Genomic DNA, 18,580 nt, shown 5'->3' on the forward strand with positions numbered 1-18,580 from the left:
CTTGTTTCAGGATCCTGAAACAAGTTTAGGACTAGAAAGGATTTTCACTGCTATCTGGGCTAGGGTTTAGTGGGATTATTAGGTTTTGAATAGCTAAAATTAGTGCGAAAAGTATTTCTAAAATAAATGGTTCTTTGTAAGGCTTTTGAACTATTTTTGGGTAAATTAGCGCAACGACAAAAAAGCCTCTTATCGCGTGTATACGTCCAAATGGCTGTATATGCGCAACTGAGTGGCGCATATAAACGAGTTATGCCTCATTGTAAAAAAACCAACCACACGAATAGCACATTTGGTTTTTTTCGACACACGAGCCAATTCTCAAAAAACAAAAGAGACCTTTTTTGCCAACAACACAGACAGACAAATAGAAAATTATTCAAACATTTTATATCTTGAAAAACGAGATATTGAAAAATAAAACTAAATTTGCGACTTGACATCTTTTGTAATAATGAACAAAATCAAAGAAGTACTTGAAGAAAAAGGAATTAAGCAGACTTGGTTAGCCGAACAGCTTGGTAAGAGCTACAATATGGTTAACGGTTATGTGCAAAATCGACAACAACCAAGACTTGAAGTGCTATACGAAATAGCTAACATTCTAAAGATTGATGTAAAAGAACTTTTAAAAACTAACGAAGAAGTATACAAGTGCAAGTAGTTATCGACATATTAGAAAACGAGTTAATCGAGAAGTACCCTGACGTTCTCGGAATACTACTGCGTGACCAAACCACTCAAAAAAATATTTTTTGGGCGACAGACAATTACGAACATCTCGGAGATTCATACAGATTTAATTCTGAAATTTTACCTGATTTAATCACAGGAGAAAAAGGCAATGTAATAATGCCTAGAGTTCAAAAGGACAAAACTTTACAACTATCACGCTCCAAAGAAATGGCTGAAGTTTTCACTCCTTCTTGGATATGCAATGCACAAAACAATTTGGTTGACAATCCTTGGTTTGGAACAGAAGGTGTTTTTAATAAAGAAATCTTGTTAAAAAACGGAACAAAATCTTGGGAAATAACAAAAGAAAAAATTGCTTTCCCAAAAGACAAGACTTGGGAAGACTATGTTCGTGATACTCGATTAGAGATTTCTTGTGGAGAAGCACCTTATCTAGTTAGTAGATACGACACAACAACGGGAGAATTTATTAAGATTGAGAATAGAATCGGAATTTTAGACAGAAAATTAAGAGTAGTAAATGAAAATTTGGACTCAACAGATGAATGGCTAAAAGCAGTTGAAACCGCATTTAAAAGCACTTACGGTTTTGAATGGCAAGGAGATAGTTTGCTTTTGGCTCGAGAAGCATTGCTTATAACATTCATTGAAAACTTTACACACAAATTTGAAATTGAACCAACTCTTGAAACCATCCAAAATATTGCACAAATTATTTCTTGGAATATCTGGCAAATGGACGGTCTAAAAGGAATTATTCCTAACAGTTGTAAAAATGAAATTCTAGAAATTCTAGATTTTTTTGAAACTAAAACAGAAATAAAGAAATGCAAAGGTTGTGAAACACAAAACATAAAGCTTCACAATGGCATTTATTGCTACATTATGGATTGGGAGGAAAAAGACAAAGAAACAAGTAAAGCAGGTAAAGTAATAAGGTTTATTGACTTGTTAAAGAAATAAATATGGCAGAAGCAAATAATATAAATGTAGCTATACTTGACGAAATAATTATCGGTAGAGTTGAACCTCAAATCTATGCTTTTACCACGGAAACCATTCCAAATTATTTGAAAGTTGGTGATACTTATCGACCAATTGAAACAAGATTGAATGAGTGGCGTAAATACTTCCCCAACCTTGAAAAGAAATTTGGAAATGTAGCAAAAGTTGATGATGAAATTTTTTTCAGAGATTATGCAGTTCATCTTTTTCTTGAAGTCGAATTAAAAAGAAATAGATTAAAACCTAACGCTTTAAAAGACATTCCATATTACTCCAATGAGTTTTTTGAAAACGCAACAGAAAAAGACCTGCAAGAAGCAATAAAAGACATAAAAAACGGACATCTTAACAACGAATCCAAATATCAATATTATCGTTTTGATGAAAGTCACATTCCAATTACGCATACATACAATAGAACTGAGAATTACAATCCAAGACCAAACCAACAAAAAACAATAGATAATTTTCGAGAATCCATAAATAAAGGTCAAACCAATTTATTGATGTATGCTGTTATGCGTTTTGGCAAATCATTTACATCAATGTGTTGTGCCGTTGAAATGGGTGCTAAACTAGTGGTTGTGGTTTCAGCAAAAGCTGATGTGAAAGAAGAATGGAAAAGAACTGTTGAAAGTCACATTAAATTTGATGAATATTGTTTTTTAGATAGTACCTCTCTCCTAACAAGCGATACGATTATTGCCGAAAAACAAAAGGCAAATGAGAAAATTGTTTTGTTTTTAACCTTACAAGACCTTCAAGGAGATGAAATAAAAACAAAGCATAAAGAAGTATTTGAAAATCAAATTGACTTATTGCTCATTGACGAAACACATTTTGGAGCAAGAGCCATTGAATATGGAAAAGTCTTAAAAGAGGAAAAATTTAGTGCCAAAGAAATAAAAAGTGAATTAAAACTAAATGACAATACTTTAGACGATTTAGAAATTACCAATAAAGTTTTTAATGCTAAAATTCGCATTCATCTTTCCGGAACGCCTTATCGCATTTTAATGAATAGCGAGTTTACCAATGATGACATTATTGCATTTTATCAATTCACAAATATTGCAGAAGATCAAGAAAAATGGGATGTAGAAAATCTAAACAAAGACGAAGTTAAGGAATGGGATAATCCTTATTATGGATTTCCTCAAATGATTCGTTTTGCTTTTAACCCAAATGAATCTTCCCGAAAAAAAATGGAAGAATTGAAAAAGCAAGGCGTAACCTTTGCTTTTTCAGAACTTTTCAAACCGCAATCAATAATCATAGACAAGGAAAATAAACTCCACAAAAAATTCAAGTACGAAAAGGAAATTCTTGACTTGCTAAAAGTAATTGACGGCTCAGAAGAGGATGCCAATTTATTAAGTTTCCTAGATTACGATAAAATAAAAGAAGGCAAAATGTGCCGTCATATTGTTTGTGTTTTGCCTTATCGAGCATCTTGTGACGCATTGGAAGAATTAATCAAGAATCAAGATTTTAAACATCTTAGCAATTACGAAATTATCAATATTTCAGGTGTTGAGAACGAAAAAAACTTCAAAGACACACAAGCAGTTCAAGCCAAAATCAAAAAGTGTGAAAGTGAAAATATAAAAACAATCACTCTAACAGTAAACAGAATGCTCACGGGTAGCACAGTTCACGAATGGGATACAATGCTTTACCTAAAAGATACATCATCACCACAAGAATACGACCAAGCCATTTTTCGTTTACAAAATCAGTACATCAAGGTTTTCGCAGCCCCGACAGGTGATGTGGTAAAATTCAATATGAAACCACAAACTTTATTGGTTGACTTTAACCCAAACAGAATGTTCCAAATGCAGGAACATAAATCACAGATTTACAATGTAAATACGGAATCTAACGGAAACAACAAATTAGCCGATAGAATCAAAAAAGAACTTGAAATATCTCCAATTGTAGTTTTGCACCATAACAAAATTGTTCAAATACAGCCAGCTGATATATTGGATGCTGTTCGCAAATATTCGAGTAATAGAAGCGTATTTGATGAAGCAACAACTATTGCTATTGATTATGCTTTGTTAGATATTGAAGCCATCAAAGCCGAAATTGAAAGACAAGGAAAAATCGGTTCTCGTCAAGGCATCGAAATTAAACCAACAGAAGGTGAAGGAGATGAAATTGATATAGAAGATACCCCTGATAATGACGATAACGAAAATGAAGGGAATACAAAATCCAAATCAAAAGATGATAAAGCTGTAAATGATTATAAAGGTCAGTTTGCAATGTATTATGCAAGAATTTTATTCTTCGCATTTTTGACAGATTCAAGAGTTAAATCACTACAAGAAATAATTAATCACATCAAGGGTAATCCTGACAATTTGCGAATTGCTTCAAATTTGAATTTAGATGCGATAATACTTGAGTTGTTTCAAAAACACATCAACCCGTTTATATTAAGCGAACTTGATTATAAAATTCACAATATTAATTCATTATCGAACGATACTGAAATTTCTCCAATTAAAAGAGCTAGTAATGCACTGAAAAAATTTGGTCGTCTTTCTGAATGGGAAGTAGTTACTCCTGAAAACATTACCGAATTGATGATTAATTCTTTGCCTGACAACACTATTTCAGATTCGACATTACTACTGGACATTGCCTCTAAACAGGGAGAATTTGTATACGCAGTTTATAAAAAATTCGGAAAAATAACTGCAAGCAATTTTTATTCCATACCCACGTCAAAACTTACTTATGAATTCACGAGAAAGGTATACAAGCTACTTGAATTAGATGTTAATCTAATTGAACAGAATCATACGTCCTTAGATTTAATTAAAGAAAACAATTTGATTCAAGATGAAACCATTAAAATAAACAATAAGCATATGAAGTTTAATGTAATTGTAGGCAATCCGCCTTATCAAGATAGAAGAGAAGGTACGAGCGATAATCCTATTTATCATCTATTTATGGATTTAGCTTATCAGTTAAGTGAAAAAGTGGTGCTCGTAACCCCTGGTAGATTTCTTTTCAATGCAGGTAAAACGCCAAGTCAATGGAATAAGAAAATGTTAGATGATAAACACTTAAAAGTTCAATCTTATTTCAGTAAGAGCAGTGATGCATTTCCTGAGGTGAACTTAATGGGCGGGATAACAATTACTTTAAGAGATAAAAAGCAAAATTTTGAAAAAATTGGAGTTTTTTCAAAGTTTCAAGAAGTAAATTCTATTTTACAAAAAGTAATTATAGCTCCTAAATTTGAGTCAATAGCCAGCAATATATATACACAGAATAAATTTGATTTAGAAACTCTCTACAAAGATTATCCAGCTTATAAAAATATTATTGGCAGTGAGGGTAGAGAGAAACGATTAACAACTTCAATTTTTGACCAGTTATCAATATTTGCAGAAGAACCTGCTAGCAAAAATGATATTTGTGTTTTTGGTTTAATTAAAAACAGCAGAACTTATCGCTTTTTACCAGCCAAATATATTGAAGACCACAAAAATACAAATAAGTTCAAGGTATTACTTCCCAAAAGTAATGGTTCAGGAGCTTTAGGTGAGGTTGTACCGACTGCATTGATTGGCGAACCTGTAATTGGAAATCTAGGAACTGGATATACTCAGTCTTTTATAAGTATCGGAGCATTTAATACAGTTAAAGAAGCCCAATCTTGTTTGAAGTACATTAAGACAAAATTTGTTCGTTCAATGCTAGGAGTATTGAAAGTAACTCAAGACAACAATAAAGATGTATGGAAATATGTTCCGCTTCAAGACTTTTCAGAAAACTCGAAAATAGATTGGACAAAATCAATCGCTAAAATTGACCAACAATTATATGCAAAATATAAATTGACCAAAGCTGAAATTGAGTTTATTGAAAAAATGATAAAACCAATGGCAGACTAAAAAGGATAATTAATTTGAGTAAAAATGAGCCTTCACTTCACAGCCACACATATTGCCAACATCACACCAGCGCTTGTCAAAGAGTGTGTCTGTCCAACCACACTGCAAAACCGACAGACAATCAAGCGGACGAAAAAGAACAACGAGGCATAACACTTGCTCACAAGAGATTTGGGCATTGGGCTTAATTTTAAAACGGTTTTGTACTTACATTTTTAGTGTATAACCGAAGATTAGGCTTTTTTAGTCCCAAACATCTTGTAGCAAGGGAACGTTAGATTAGTATTAAAACCCAAAAAAGCGCAACGGATTGCTACGCTGCGCTTGTTTTTTTTACTATTCTGAGATGCTATTTCAATATGTGATTATGGTTTTTACTACATGAGTTTACTAAAGAAAACCGCATTCCAAAATAATTTTTCGGTTCCCAACCAGAAAGCTCTGAAATTAGTGTTATCAGTAAAAATTAAGATATTCCCTTCTCCTTTTCGTATTGCTTGAAACGGAACGGTTTCTTTTAATAATTCCAGTTTTGGTTTCGAAATGTAACCGCTCAGTAATGGATTTTTAGTGTATTGTATCGGGTTGTTAAAGCTGTTTTTATTGGGTTCAATAAAAATCGATGAATTCCTGAAAATGGGCATTGTATTTCTAGGCATTCCATAATTAATTGGGTGGGACAAATCTAATTTAGTTTCAAATATGGCTCCGCCAATCTCTTGTGCTCCTTTGTAATCGCTAGTTTGTTCAAAGGTAATCGCTTTGGCTTCACTTTTATTGGTTTTTAAAGTCAACTCAATTAATTTGGCATCGTTCAGCCATTTAATGGCATCCTGATAAGCAATTAAAGTCCCTCCGTTTTGTGTCCATTGTTCTATTTTAGTTATTGTGGCCGGCGAAAGTCCAGCATAATTTCCATTCACCATGATTAAAGTAGTGTAGGCGCTTAGATTCACTTTTTGCAGTTGTTCCACATCTATTTTAGTTAACGGAATTGCTGCTTTTTGATCAAATAAATGCCATAATTCTCCAGCATCTGATGGATCAACATTACGGCCCACAACCATGGCTACTTTTGGCATAGTGAGATTAACTAAATTAGGATTTCCTAAATTGGCACCATCGGTAAAACCCGTTTCTACTGCGGTAATTGCAATAGCATAGTTTGGAATAATTTTGTTGAGGTAAGCATGAATTTCATCCGAACTCAGCGTTTGATTTTGAATAGGCAATAATAAACTTCCATAGGAAAAAGTTTTCCCGTTGTGTACAAATGGTTTTTTGGTCGTTTTTACGCGCAGTCCTTTGGCCAGTAATTGGTATAAAAGTTTAGGAGAATTGTAATCGGTCCATTCAATTAAATAACCCACATCACTTTTTTGATTCACCATTCCGGATTTGAACGGGCTTTCGTAACGCGCTCCAGCCTGTGAAAGGGAATTCATTCCTTCAAAATTTAAATTGAAAGCCAAATCAAAATTCCATGCTGAAATGTCATAAAATAAGCTGTCTTTGAACTTGGTTTGTCTGTCGAAAATAGCGTGTATCAGCTTTGAATTTTTTTGTTCCATTGGAATAATAACACTCAAGTCTTTGCTGAATTTCTTTTTGTTGATGGTGATGTCTTCTTTCAAATGAAGCATCTCAATCTTATGTTGGCTAAGGATTTTAGTCAGTTCTTTAACTTTAGTGGCATCTTTTTCGTCTCCAAAAACGTAGCCTTTTATTTTATTATTTTTACTTTCGATACTGGAATTAACAAAAAAATCGTGTTGGTATTTCAATAACTCTTTTCGCATTTCATACGTAGCCTGCAGCGTAGATAAGCTGGTGGTAAATTGATTCCTGATGGTAAATGGGAAAGTGATTACTCCGTTTACGCTTTGTTGGGCATGTCCTCTTGAACTCGCTTGTTCGAATAAAATGCCTATACCGCCATTGATGTCTGGATAAGTAGATCCTTTACCGTAATAAAAGTCATCAAAACCGTCTTCGACAAAATAAAAACTTCCAATTTTATCCAATGCTTTGGCATGGTAGCCTGCAATTTTTTCAGTAAGTTTTTGGTTCAATTCAGGAGTAAGCGGATTAGTGCGGCTTTGAACTCCTGGTTGAAAAAAGTAGGTCGAATTAGTTCCCATTTCGTGGAAATCACACAATACGTTAGGCATCCATTTTCTATAAGTTCTAATGCGTGCCTGACTTTCCGGAAGTTGAACAGGAAGCCAGTCTCTGTTCATGTCAAACCAATAATGATTAAATCGACCACCCGGCCATGTTTCATTGAATTCTCGATCATTAGGATCAGTTACTAAATTTTTACTTTTATGGCTATTTACCCAAGTAGAAAAACGATGTAGTCCATCTGGATTTAAACTGGGATCTAATAAAATGACCGTATTGTCCAGTATTTTTTCAAGTTCAGGACTTTCAGATGCTGCAAGATAATATGCCAAAGCAATCGCAGCTCCCGTTCCGCTGGACTCATTACCATGAATGGAATATCCTAAATAGACTACAATAGGTAAGTCAGATACGTCCTGAACACTGGCATTTGATTCCGTTAGTGCGAGATGTCTTTTATGGATTTCATCAATTTTCGCTAAATTTTTAGGACTCGAAATAGTAAGTAATTGAAGCGGACGGTTTTCATAAGTGTAACCGGTTGTTTCTATTTGTACTCTGTCTGAGGCTTTTGCAATTGCATTCATAAAATGAACCACTTGATTGTGATCCGTGTGCATTTCTCCTAATTCAAAATTAAATATGCTTTTTGGAGTCGGAATTTTTTCATTGTATGTAGAATTTTTTGGTAAAAAATACTCTAATGTCACCAACTGCTGTTGCGCATTACAAATGAAGCTAGTAAAGAATAAAATGCAATAGATAAATTTCATGAAAAAATAAGTTTTTATTGGTGATGGTATTAAAAGTATCAATTGAATTCAAGTTGATTTATAATTTATTCAAAGGTTAAATTTCAAACTACTTTAAATAAGATGTTTTTAAGGCTATAAATTGGACTAAATATCATGATAATTTATCAAATGTAACATTTTAGCGAATAGGTTCAAATAAATTAATTTCGTAAATTTGCCTTTCAATAAAAATTAAACAAAAATGGAAAACGGAATATATGCTAAATTCAACACTGCAAAAGGTGCTATTTTAGTAAAACTAACACACGATTTGACTCCAGGTACAGTGGGGAATTTCGTAGGATTGGCAGAAGGAAACTTAGAAAATAAAGTAAAACCGCAAGGGGTTAAATTTTATGACGGATTAAAATTCCACAGAGTAATTCCTGATTTCATGATTCAAGGTGGTTGTCCACAAGGAACAGGAACTGGAGATCCAGGGTATAAATTTGATGATGAATTTCATCCAAGTTTGAAACACGATCGTCCGGGAGTTTTGGCAATGGCTAATTCAGGACCTGGAACAAACGGTTCTCAATTTTACATTACACACATCCCAACAGAATGGTTGGATAATAAACATACTGTTTTTGGTCATGTGGTAGAAGGTCAAGATGTTGTTGATGCTGTTGCTCAAGGGGATGTTTTGGAGTCTTTAGAAATTGTTAGAGTAGGAGAAGAAGCTAAAAATTGGAATGCAATTGAAGCTTTTATCACTTTCAAAGGTTCTCGTAACAAGCGTGATGCTGCTTTAAAAGCAGATGCTGAAGCCGCTATGGAAAAATTGGCTGCCGGTTTTGAAAAAACAGAAAGCGGTTTGCGTTACCAATTCATCCAAAGAGGGGAAGGTAAAAAAGCGGAGAACGGAAAAACAGTTTCAGTACATTATACAGGACAACTTCCTGACGGAAAAGTTTTTGACAGCTCCTATCCGCGTAAAAAACCAATTGAATTTCCATTAGGAAAAGGAAACGTTATTGAAGGTTGGGACGAAGGTATTGCGTTGTTGCGCGTAGGTGACAAAGCACGTTTCGTTATTCCTTCACATTTAGGTTACGGATCTCGTGGTGCTGGAGGAGCAATTCCACCAAATGCTACTTTGATTTTTGACGTAGAATTAATGGATGTTAAATAGTTTAAACTATTTATTAGCATATAAAATTAAAACTCCCAAAACGAAAGTTTTGGGAGTTTTTTGCAATAAATGAATTTGTTACTACTTATGAATTTAAAAATTCAATCAAATCCTTGTTTAATTTATCTTTTTCAATGTAAAATAACCCGTGTGGCGCTCCTTCATAAACAATAAATTTATTGTCGGGTATTAATTTTGCCGCTATTTCTGAAGTAATTTCAATAGGTACTGTTTTGTCTTCGTCCCCATGAATAATTAATGTAGGAACATTGACAGATGCCATTTCACGACGGAAATCGGTTGTTGAAAATGATATGGCACATTCTAAAGTGGCACGTGGTGAAGCAAAAGAGCACAGCATTCTGTAATAATCCAATAATGGTGTACTGATAGGTTTGCTGATAAAGCTCACTCCAAAAAATGTTTTTCCAAAACTATCCAGAAAGCCAATTCGATCTTCCTTGATTTGTGCTGCCATAGCATCATATTTTTCTTGTGGAACACCATTTGGATTAGAATCCGTTTGCAATTGAAACGGTGTCACTGATGCAATAAGCACCGCTTTAGAAACCCCTTTTCCGCTGTGACGACTGAAATAGCGTACTACTTCGCCACCACCCATTGAAAATCCAACAAGTGTGGCTTCTTTTAAATCCAATTGGTCAATAATAGCCTTTAAGTCGTCGGCTAAAGTGTCATAATCATAACCATCCCAAGGTTGTGAGGACTTTCCAAAACCACGACGGTCATAAACAATAACTCTAAAATTATTTTGAACTAAAGTATCAATTTGGTATTCCCACATTTCATTAGATAGTGGCCATCCGTGAATAAGAATAACTGGTTTTCCTTCACCATAATCTTTAACATATAATTTTACATTAGGCGCTGTTTCAATGTACATGTCTAATCCAGTGTTGTTTTCCTTTCTCGATTCGCTACTGTTTTTCTGACTCATTTCCATAATAGTTACTATTTACAAGATGAATTTAATATTCGTCTTTTGTAAAATTAGTGGCATAAACTGAAAATAGTATTACATAATTAGTGTAAATAGTTGTAATTTTTTTGTTTTCGAAGATGAAAAGAAAGAATTTCCGCTTATAGATAAAAAAAACACCTTCATAAATGAGGTGTTTAAAAGAGTTGGTAATTAGTTGTTTGGAGTATTCGTTACGGCAATTATTTTTAAATTTTTAATTCCGGCAGGCAATTGCCATTCCACTTCGTCATTTTCTTTAAAGCCAATTATTGCGACGGATAAAGGAGCCAAAATAGAAACTTTTCCTTCTTTAATGTTGGATTGTGAAGGCATAACAATTTGAATTTTCATTTGCTGTTTGGTCTTGGTATCTTCGACTGTTGCATGAGAATTCATTCGGATAATAGATTCGTCAAGAACACCTTCTTTGTTGACAATTGTCCGATCTAATTCTTGTGTAAGCAAAGCGATTTCTCTAATATTCGTACTGTCTTTTGCATTTTTCACCAATTCCCGAAGAATGTGATAATCGGTAATTGTTAAAACTGGAGTTGGCTTCATTTGGATTTAGTTTAAGTTTATTTTTTCGGTTTTAGCTTTATTTTCAAAATCGTTAAAAAATAGTGCTGCAAAACTTTCATTCGTTTTATGGTCAATTCTGCGGTAAAAAACATCTGGAGTAATGGCTTTTGGGGAATCAAATCCACAAGCTCCAATGAATTCTGCAAAAGCTTTTAACGTGTTGTTGTGAAAATGAGCAACGCGCACACTTTTTTCAGTAATATCCAATCCTTTGTATAAAGCTTTATCCTGTGTTGCAATACCAACAGGACATTTGCCACTATCACATTGCAGCGCTTGAATACAGCCTAGCGCAAACATCATTCCTCGTGCGCTGTAACAGGCATCGGCGCCAAGTGATATTGCTTTAGCGATATCAAAACCAGTGATGATTTTTCCAGAAGCCATAATTTTAACTTGATCCCTGAGTTCAAATTGTTTTAAGGTTTTGGTAACAAATATCAAAGCATCCGAAAGTGCCATTCCCATATAATCAATAAATTCTAAAGGTGCTGCTCCAGTTCCTCCTTCTGCTCCGTCAATGGTAATGAAATCAGGAACAATTCCTGTTTCTTTCATGGCTTGAACAATTGCTATGAATTCATCTTGACGCCCAATGCAAATTTTGAATCCAACCGGCTTTCCGTTAGATAAGTGTCTTAATTTTTTTAGAAAAAACAATAATTCAGTACTGTTTGAAAAAGCAGTATGGGCTGCTGGCGAATGTACAGCCACATGAGGTTGGATGTTTCTGATTTTAGCAATTTCAGGCGTGTTTTTTTCGCCTGGTAATAATCCTCCGTGTCCAGGTTTTGCTCCTTGCGAGAGTTTTAACTCAATCATTTTAACTTGTGGAAAGTTGGCTTTTTCTGTAAATAATCCTTCTGAAAAGGTACCATCGTCTTTTCTGCATCCAAAATATCCAGTTCCGATTTGCCAAATTAAATCACCGCCTTCTAAGTGAAAATCACTGATTCCTCCTTCGCCTGTATTATGTGCAAATCCGCCTTTCTGGGCTCCTTTATTCAAAGAAGAAATGGCAGTTTTGCTCAATGCGCCATAACTCATGGCACTGATATTATAAATACTGGCACTATAAGGCTGCAAACATTGGCTGTTCCCAACGGTGGTTCTGAAAAATTGTTTGTCGGCTCTTTTTGGATAAATAGAATGCGCTGCCCATTCGTACCCAATTCTGTTGGGGTCATCCTGCATTCCGAAAGAGATAGTTTGCTTTACATTTTTGGCTCTTTGATAAACGATAGTTCGTTGTCTGCGATTAAAAGGTTTGCCGTCTAATTCGCCTTCAAAGAAATATTGACGCATTTCCGGACGAAAAGATTCTAAGAAATACCTGAATCGACCCACAATTGGGTAGTTTTTTTTAACGGTATGTTTGGATTGGAAAGTATCCGAAAGGAGCATATAAAGTAATAAAAGCGGAATAACCAAAAATAAATAATCAAGATAATCGAAATAAATCAATACACTACTGATTGCTAAAAACGAAAGGGTTGACGCCCAAATAATTTGGTGCGCAGCTAATTTTTTTAAAAACATGTTTTTAAATTTGATTGAATTTTAAAAAGATAACTTTTAAAATTTCTGATTAAATAAATGATGTAAAGAAAAACCTTCGTCTCGAAGTAGTTTGTTTTTATATAGACGAAGGTCTAATCAACAAAGGCTTTTGAATGCGAAAATTTTGCGCCAAACACAAAAAACTCTTTGAAAAGAGTGGTGGAGGTTGGTGTTGTATTTGGAAATATTTTCATAAAATTTTAAATTCCGCAATACAAAAGTACATTCATTTCTTTTAGTTTTAATATGTTTAACGTGTATTTAACATGCCAGATTGGCTTTTTCCTGCTTTTAATTATGAAATATCTTTTTCTAATATGTAGGTTTTTATTTTGTAAAATGTAACTTTATGCTTCAAAAGTAAAACTAAAATTACATGGAACTGACCTGGCCTGAATTTGAAAGAGTAGAAATGCGTGTAGGAACTATTCTGGAAGTCAATGATTTTCCTGAAGCTAGAAAACCAGCGTACCAACTTACCATAGATTTTGGTTCTGAAATCGGAATTAGAAAAACATCGGCGCAAATAACCAAACGTTACGAAAAAGAAGATTTACTTAACCGCCAGATTGTAGCGGTGGTTAATTTTCCTAAAAAGCAAATCGGGAAATTCATGAGCGAATGTCTGGTATTGGGTGCGGTAGGAGATGAAGGTGACGTAATTTTGCTGGCTCCCGATTTCAAAATAGAAAACGGGTTGCGAATTGGGTAATATTGGATTCATAAACAAAAACGAACTGCTATTTAGAGTATCACCATAAAAAAAGTCCAAAAATCTTCTGATTTTTGGACTTTTTTTATGTGTAAGTAAGGAATTAAAAATTAAATATCATCAAATTCAATATCGGTAAAAGTTGATGTTTGTGGTATAATTTCATCATCTGATTTTTCAGAAGCATATTCCTTTTTGAAATCTTTTTGGTGTCTTTCAGAAATTACTTCTTCGCCTTTGTGGTTCAAAACATAAGAAGTCATTTCGCCAAGAATTTCTGCAAAAGCTGCAAAATCTTCTTTATATAAATAGATTTTATGTTTTTTGAAATGGAATGATCCATCTTCTTCAGTAAATTTTTTGCTTTCGGTAATGGTAATGTAATAATCATCTGCTTTTGTCGCTCTCACATCAAAGAAGTATGTTCTTCTTCCAGCTCTTAAAACTTTAGAAAATATCTCTTCTTTTTCTAACATGTCATGTTCTCTCATATTCCTTTCTATCAATTTATGGTTGTTAAGTAGTATCCAAAAATCTAAAAAATATATGTATTATCCAACAATTATAGCATTTCTTTTTCTGAAAGTTGTTTCAAATATAAAGCGGCGTAATAGCCTTCTTGATTTATCAATTGATTATGAGAACCTTGTTGTATAATTTCCCCCTTTTCAATGATGATAATTCGGTCTGCATTTTTAGCGGAAGAAACGCGATGGCTTACAATAATGGTGGTTTTATCCTTACAAATTTCATGTAAGTTGTTTAAAATTGCTTCTTCGGTCTCCGTGTCAACTGCAGATAAGCAATCGTCAAAAAGTAAAATAGGAGGATTCTTGATAATTGCTCTTGCAATGGAAACTCTTTGTTTTTGACCTCCTGAAAGTGTAATTCCTCTTTCCCCCAGGATTGTTTCGTATTGTTTGTTGAAACCCATAATATTATCATGTACAACGGCACTTTTTGCGGCAGCTTTTACCTCTTCTTCCGTTGCATTCTCTTTGCCAAACATAATGTTATTCTTGATACTGTCCGAAAACAAAAAGGCATCTTGTGGTACAATTCCGATACTGTTACGTAAATCAAACAAGTTGATGGTGCTTATTTCATTTCCGTCAATGTTTATTTTCCCTTCTGTAACATCATACATACGTGAAATCAAGGATAAAATAGTCGATTTACCAGATCCGGTTTTCCCTAGAATAGCTAAAGTTTCTCCTTTTTTTACTGTAAATGAAATGTTTTGTATCGCTTTTATATTAGTGTCTTCATAAGTATAGCTTACATTTTCAAAAGAAATAGAACCTTCAATCACTGATTTGTCCAGATTTTTATTTTTTATCTCCGGTTCGATTTTTAGGAATTCATTAAGGCGTTTTTGGGAAGCCTCAGCTTCTTGAACCATCGAAGAAACCCATCCTAATGAAGCTACCGGCCAAGTAAGCATGTTGACATATAAAATAAATTCAGCGATGGTTCCAATACTTTTTATAGTGCCGTCAATGTACATTAGACCACCAAAATAGATTACCACTAAGTTACTAATTCCTATCAGCGCTAACATTAACGGACCAAATAAGGATTGCACTTTGGCTAAGTTTAAGCTTTTGCTTTTGCTTTCATTGGCTAAATTAACCATATTTTGTTGATGCTGGTCTTCCAGTGAATAGGCTTTTATCACTCGGATTCCTGAAAATATTTCTTGTGAAAAACTGGACACTTTGGATAAATATTGCTGGAAAATAGTACTTCTTTTATTGATCTCGGAGCTGAGTTTAAAAATGACGTACGACAAAATTGGTAAAGGCAATAGCGTGTATAAAGTCAATCTTGGGGATACATTGTACATATAAACGATTACAATTGCAAAACGGATAAAAGTATTAATCGAATACATCACAGCAGGCCCTACGTACATTCTTACTTTTGAAACATCCTCACTGATGCGGTTCATTAAATCTCCGGTGCGATTTTGCTTATAAAAGTTCTGCGACAGGTTTTCATATTGACGGAACACTTCGTTTTTTAAATCGAATTCTATGTGACGTGACATTACAATTAAGGTTTGTCTCATCAAAAAAGTAAGAAAACCAGCAATGATTGTTGTGGCAATAATCAGTAAAATATTTGAAATTAATTCTTGATGAATAACTGATTTGGCAATGGTTTTATCTTTGGCGAAAGCTTCAATTACCTTAAATGATTTGCTAATCAACTTGGGAGTGAAAAGCATGAATATTTGTGCGATAATGGTGAAAATAATTCCCAGTAAGAAACTGTATTTGTATTTGACGAAATATTTATTTAAATAACGTAATTCTTTCATTTTTTTAAGATATTCTGTGTTGAAATGGTTTCATTTTTTGAATAAAACCTTAGTTTTAATACTTGTTAGTGATGAAATAATAATCAATTAAATTATTGAATTGGTGATTTTTAGACAAAAATCTACTGCATGTTCATTTTTTATGTAAATTTGAATTGTCTTTTTGACAAATTCATAATTCATCACTATAAAAAATCACACTATGAATGCAGCTTTCACAACTGGAAAGGAACTTAAAAAAATGGATCCCGTTTTTGGTCAATTATCATTTGATGATCACGAACAAATTGTATTTTGCAATGACAAAGATACAGGTTTAAAAGCAATTATTGGTATTCATAATTCGGTTATGGGCCCTGCTTTAGGAGGTACGAGAATGTTTAATTACGCAAATGAATGGGAAGCGCTGAACGATGTATTGCGTCTTTCACGTGGAATGACTTTTAAAGCGGCTATTACAGGATTGAATATTGGTGGAGGTAAAGCAGTTATTATAGGTGATGCCAAAACACAAAAAACTCCTGAGTTGATGCGTAAGTTTGGCGAATTTGTGCATGGTTTAAGCGGGAGATATATTACTGCTGAGGACGTGGGAATGGAGACCGCAGATATGGATATCGTTAGAGACGTGACGCCTTATGTTACCGGAATTTCTGAATCAAGAGGAGGTTCTGGAAATCCATCGCCAGTTACAGCTTACGGAGTATATTTAGGAATGAAAGCTGCTGCAAAGCAACAATTTGGTTCTGATGTTTTGAGTGGTAAAAAAGTTTTGGTTCAAGGAATCGGCCATGTTGGAGAAACTTTAGTTGATTATTTGACAAAAGAAGGTGCAATTGTAACGATTGCTGACATCAATGAAGAAAAATTAAATGAAGTGGGAGCGAAGTATAACGCACAAATTTTCAGAGGTGAGGATTTGTACAGTGCTGATGTTGATATTTATGCGCCTTGTGCCATGGGAGCAACGTTAAATGACAATACAGTTTATAAAATTAAAGCAAAAGTAATTGCCGGAGCTGCCAATAATCAATTGGCTGATGAGAATGTTCACGGTGCAATTCTACAAGAAAGAGGCATTCTATATGCTCCTGATTTCTTGATTAATGCGGGTGGAATTATCAATGTTTATGCGGAATTAGCGCATTATGACAAAGCGGAGATCATGCGTAAAACAGAAAATATTTATAACACAACATTAGAGATATTTGATTTTGCCATTGCTAACAAGATGACAACACATCATGCCGCTTTGACTATTGCTCAAAATCGCATCAATCAAAGAAAAATAGAAAATAGTAAAAAGTAAAAAAAACGTTCAGTTATCAGTATTCAGTGAACAATTTATTAGCGTTCACTGAATGCTGTTGATTGAATACTTTTAAAATAAGCGATTATATATTTTATTTTAAAAAATGAAATACTTATTTTTGCAGACTAATTAATAAAAGTTCTTACAAGGTGGTAAATAGAAGACACATTCGCGTTAAAGTAATGCAATCCATTTATGCGATGCATCAAAGCGGTTCAGATAATCTGGAAAAAGAAGAAAAATTCCTTTTTTACAGCATCGACAATATTCAAGATTTATACCTTATAATGCTTTCTTCCCTGATTGAAATTTGTAAAACAGAGACTGTCTTTTTACATAAATCCAGTTTGAAACATCTTGCAACTCCTGAGGAACGTAAACCCAACGAAAAGTTTATCAAAAACAGAATCTTTCAAATCCTTGCCGAAAATAATTCACTAAGCATTGCATTGGAAAACCGTAAAATCAATAATTGGTCTTTAAACGACGATTATATTTTATTACTTCTTAATGATGTAAAAGCAAGCAAATTGTATGCGGATTACATGAGTAATCCAGTAAATACATTTGAAGAAGACCGACAATTTATCGTTGATTTATTCATGGATGTAATTGTTCCAAACGAGAAATTGTATGAATATTTAGAAGATGATAAGTTGACTTGGGTTGATGATATTCCATTAGTGAATACGCATATTATCAAGCAATTGAAAGTAATTAAATCTGGAGAAGACGATAATTTTAGAGTGCCAAAATTGTATAAAGACAATGAGGATAAGGATTTTGTTAAAGATTTGTTCAGAAAAACGGTCTTAAACGAAACGGAATTAGCCAAAGAATATCTTGATAAAACACCAAACTGGGACACTGAAAGAATTGCCGAGATTGACACTATTATCCTGAAAATGGCAATCTGTGAATTTTTAAAATTCCCATCCATTCCTGTAAAAGTAACTCTTAACGAATATTTAGAAGTTGCTAAAGAATATTCTACGCCAAAAAGTAGTATTTTTATCAACGGAATTTTAGACAATTTAGTAAAAGAACTGGAAGCCAGCAAAAGAATCATTAAAGCTGGTCGTGGTTTAATGTAATATTAATCAATAAAAAAAAGAATTTAAATTATGGAACAATTAACTCAATTTGCACCGTTTTTATTAATGTTTGTGGTAATCTATTTCTTCATGATCAGACCACAACAAAAAAGAGCGAAAAACGAAAAAGAATTTGAAAGCAGCTTAAAAGTAGGTGATAAAATCATTACAAAAAGTGGTCTTCATGGAAAAGTTTCTGAATTAGCGGATACAACTGTTGTTGTTGAAACGATGTCAGGAAAATTGAAAATGGAGCGTTCTGCTATTTCTATGGAAATGAGTGCAGTATTGAACAAAAAATAATTCTCATTTTAATGAATTAAAAAAGTCCCAACCGATTA

General features: G+C 33.7%; 14 protein-coding genes. 8 read left to right on the forward strand and 6 right to left on the reverse strand.

Annotated features, from left to right (window positions below; translation table 11 throughout):
- Positions 1–454 precede the first annotated feature (454 nt).
- The 3 genes from E0I26_RS09305 to E0I26_RS09315 are packed head-to-tail and all read left to right on the forward strand — an operon-like array spanning position 455 to position 5,621.
- On the forward strand, positions 455–664 hold the full coding sequence (locus E0I26_RS09305) for a helix-turn-helix domain-containing protein (RefSeq protein ID WP_131916216.1): 210 nt from the start codon (positions 455–457) through the stop codon (positions 662–664).
- Positions 655–1,659, forward strand: a complete 1,005-nt coding sequence (locus E0I26_RS09310; protein ID WP_131916217.1) for a restriction endonuclease subunit M — start codon at positions 655–657, stop codon at positions 1,657–1,659. The genes E0I26_RS09305 and E0I26_RS09310 overlap by 10 nt, the downstream gene beginning before the upstream one ends.
- Positions 1,660–1,661: 2 nt before the next feature.
- The gene (locus E0I26_RS09315) at positions 1,662–5,621 is read left to right on the forward strand and encodes an Eco57I restriction-modification methylase domain-containing protein (RefSeq protein ID WP_131916218.1); all 3,960 of its coding nucleotides are present in this window, start codon (positions 1,662–1,664) and stop codon (positions 5,619–5,621) included.
- Positions 5,622–5,998: 377 nt separating this feature from the next.
- Here the strand turns inward: E0I26_RS09315 and E0I26_RS09320 are convergent, their stop codons facing one another.
- On the reverse strand, positions 5,999–8,518 hold the full coding sequence (locus tag E0I26_RS09320) for a M14 family zinc carboxypeptidase (RefSeq protein WP_131916219.1): 2,520 nt from the start codon (positions 8,516–8,518) through the stop codon (positions 5,999–6,001).
- 223 nt (positions 8,519–8,741) lie between these two features.
- On the opposite strand from E0I26_RS09320, the gene E0I26_RS09325 reads away from it, so the two are divergent.
- The gene (locus tag E0I26_RS09325) at positions 8,742–9,674 is read left to right on the forward strand and encodes a peptidylprolyl isomerase (protein ID WP_131916220.1); all 933 of its coding nucleotides are present in this window, start codon (positions 8,742–8,744) and stop codon (positions 9,672–9,674) included.
- An 85-nt stretch (positions 9,675–9,759) separates the two neighbouring features.
- Here the strand turns inward: E0I26_RS09325 and E0I26_RS09330 are convergent, their stop codons facing one another.
- The 3 genes from E0I26_RS09330 to E0I26_RS09340 form a co-directional block, all read right to left on the reverse strand.
- Entirely contained in the window at positions 9,760–10,632 is an 873-nt protein-coding gene (locus tag E0I26_RS09330; RefSeq protein WP_317126118.1) for an alpha/beta fold hydrolase, read from the reverse strand.
- Positions 10,633–10,827: 195 nt separating this feature from the next.
- Entirely contained in the window at positions 10,828–11,217 is a 390-nt protein-coding gene (locus E0I26_RS09335; RefSeq protein ID WP_131916222.1) for a GreA/GreB family elongation factor, read from the reverse strand.
- Between the two features lie 6 nt (positions 11,218–11,223).
- The gene (locus E0I26_RS09340; protein ID WP_131916223.1) at positions 11,224–12,777 is read right to left on the reverse strand and encodes an FMN-binding glutamate synthase family protein; all 1,554 of its coding nucleotides are present in this window, start codon (positions 12,775–12,777) and stop codon (positions 11,224–11,226) included.
- Between the two features lie 397 nt (positions 12,778–13,174).
- Between E0I26_RS09340 and E0I26_RS09345 the strand changes: the two genes are divergently transcribed.
- Complete coding sequence (locus tag E0I26_RS09345) at positions 13,175–13,510, forward strand: tRNA-binding protein (protein ID WP_131916224.1); 336 nt, start codon at positions 13,175–13,177, stop codon at positions 13,508–13,510.
- 110 nt (positions 13,511–13,620) lie between these two features.
- Here E0I26_RS09345 and E0I26_RS09350 read toward each other — a convergent pair whose 3' ends face one another.
- Positions 13,621–14,001, reverse strand: a complete 381-nt coding sequence (locus tag E0I26_RS09350; protein ID WP_099715976.1) for a PUR family DNA/RNA-binding protein — start codon at positions 13,999–14,001, stop codon at positions 13,621–13,623.
- 71 nt (positions 14,002–14,072) lie between these two features.
- On the reverse strand, positions 14,073–15,833 hold the full coding sequence (locus tag E0I26_RS09355) for an ABC transporter ATP-binding protein (protein ID WP_131916225.1): 1,761 nt from the start codon (positions 15,831–15,833) through the stop codon (positions 14,073–14,075).
- Between the two features lie 202 nt (positions 15,834–16,035).
- On the opposite strand from E0I26_RS09355, the gene E0I26_RS09360 reads away from it, so the two are divergent.
- From E0I26_RS09360 to yajC, 3 genes are all read left to right on the forward strand, one after another.
- The gene (locus E0I26_RS09360) at positions 16,036–17,142 is read left to right on the forward strand and encodes a Glu/Leu/Phe/Val family dehydrogenase (RefSeq protein ID WP_131916226.1); all 1,107 of its coding nucleotides are present in this window, start codon (positions 16,036–16,038) and stop codon (positions 17,140–17,142) included.
- A 185-nt stretch (positions 17,143–17,327) separates the two neighbouring features.
- Positions 17,328–18,239 (forward strand): transcription antitermination factor NusB, encoded by a 912-nt coding sequence (gene nusB, locus E0I26_RS09365; protein ID WP_131916388.1) that lies wholly within the window; start codon positions 17,328–17,330, stop codon positions 18,237–18,239.
- 30 nt (positions 18,240–18,269) lie between these two features.
- The gene (gene yajC / locus E0I26_RS09370; protein ID WP_099715973.1) at positions 18,270–18,542 is read left to right on the forward strand and encodes a preprotein translocase subunit YajC; all 273 of its coding nucleotides are present in this window, start codon (positions 18,270–18,272) and stop codon (positions 18,540–18,542) included.
- Positions 18,543–18,580 lie beyond the last annotated feature (38 nt).

The sequence above is a fragment of the Flavobacterium rhamnosiphilum genome (genome assembly GCF_004349195.1).
Lineage (GTDB): Bacteria > Bacteroidota > Bacteroidia > Flavobacteriales > Flavobacteriaceae > Flavobacterium > Flavobacterium rhamnosiphilum.

What these genes read in the sequence shown, in the direction of transcription:
- E0I26_RS09305 (WP_131916216.1), top strand. Translation starts at nt 455, where the DNA reads ATGAACAAAATCAAAGAAGTACTTGAAGAAAAAGGAATTAAGCAGACT.
- E0I26_RS09315 (WP_131916218.1), top strand. Translation starts at nt 1,662, where the DNA reads ATGGCAGAAGCAAATAATATAAATGTAGCTATACTTGACGAAATAATT.
- E0I26_RS09320 (WP_131916219.1), bottom strand. Translation starts at nt 8,518, where the DNA reads ATGAAATTTATCTATTGCATTTTATTCTTTACTAGCTTCATTTGTAAT.
- E0I26_RS09325 (WP_131916220.1), top strand. Translation starts at nt 8,742, where the DNA reads ATGGAAAACGGAATATATGCTAAATTCAACACTGCAAAAGGTGCTATT.
- E0I26_RS09330 (WP_317126118.1), bottom strand. Translation starts at nt 10,632, where the DNA reads ATGAGTCAGAAAAACAGTAGCGAATCGAGAAAGGAAAACAACACTGGA.
- E0I26_RS09335 (WP_131916222.1), bottom strand. Translation starts at nt 11,217, where the DNA reads ATGAAGCCAACTCCAGTTTTAACAATTACCGATTATCACATTCTTCGG.
- E0I26_RS09340 (WP_131916223.1), bottom strand. Translation starts at nt 12,777, where the DNA reads ATGTTTTTAAAAAAATTAGCTGCGCACCAAATTATTTGGGCGTCAACC.
- E0I26_RS09345 (WP_131916224.1), top strand. Translation starts at nt 13,175, where the DNA reads ATGGAACTGACCTGGCCTGAATTTGAAAGAGTAGAAATGCGTGTAGGA.
- E0I26_RS09350 (WP_099715976.1), bottom strand. Translation starts at nt 14,001, where the DNA reads ATGAGAGAACATGACATGTTAGAAAAAGAAGAGATATTTTCTAAAGTT.
- E0I26_RS09355 (WP_131916225.1), bottom strand. Translation starts at nt 15,833, where the DNA reads ATGAAAGAATTACGTTATTTAAATAAATATTTCGTCAAATACAAATAC.
- E0I26_RS09360 (WP_131916226.1), top strand. Translation starts at nt 16,036, where the DNA reads ATGAATGCAGCTTTCACAACTGGAAAGGAACTTAAAAAAATGGATCCC.
- nusB (WP_131916388.1), top strand. Translation starts at nt 17,328, where the DNA reads ATGCAATCCATTTATGCGATGCATCAAAGCGGTTCAGATAATCTGGAA.
- yajC (WP_099715973.1), top strand. Translation starts at nt 18,270, where the DNA reads ATGGAACAATTAACTCAATTTGCACCGTTTTTATTAATGTTTGTGGTA.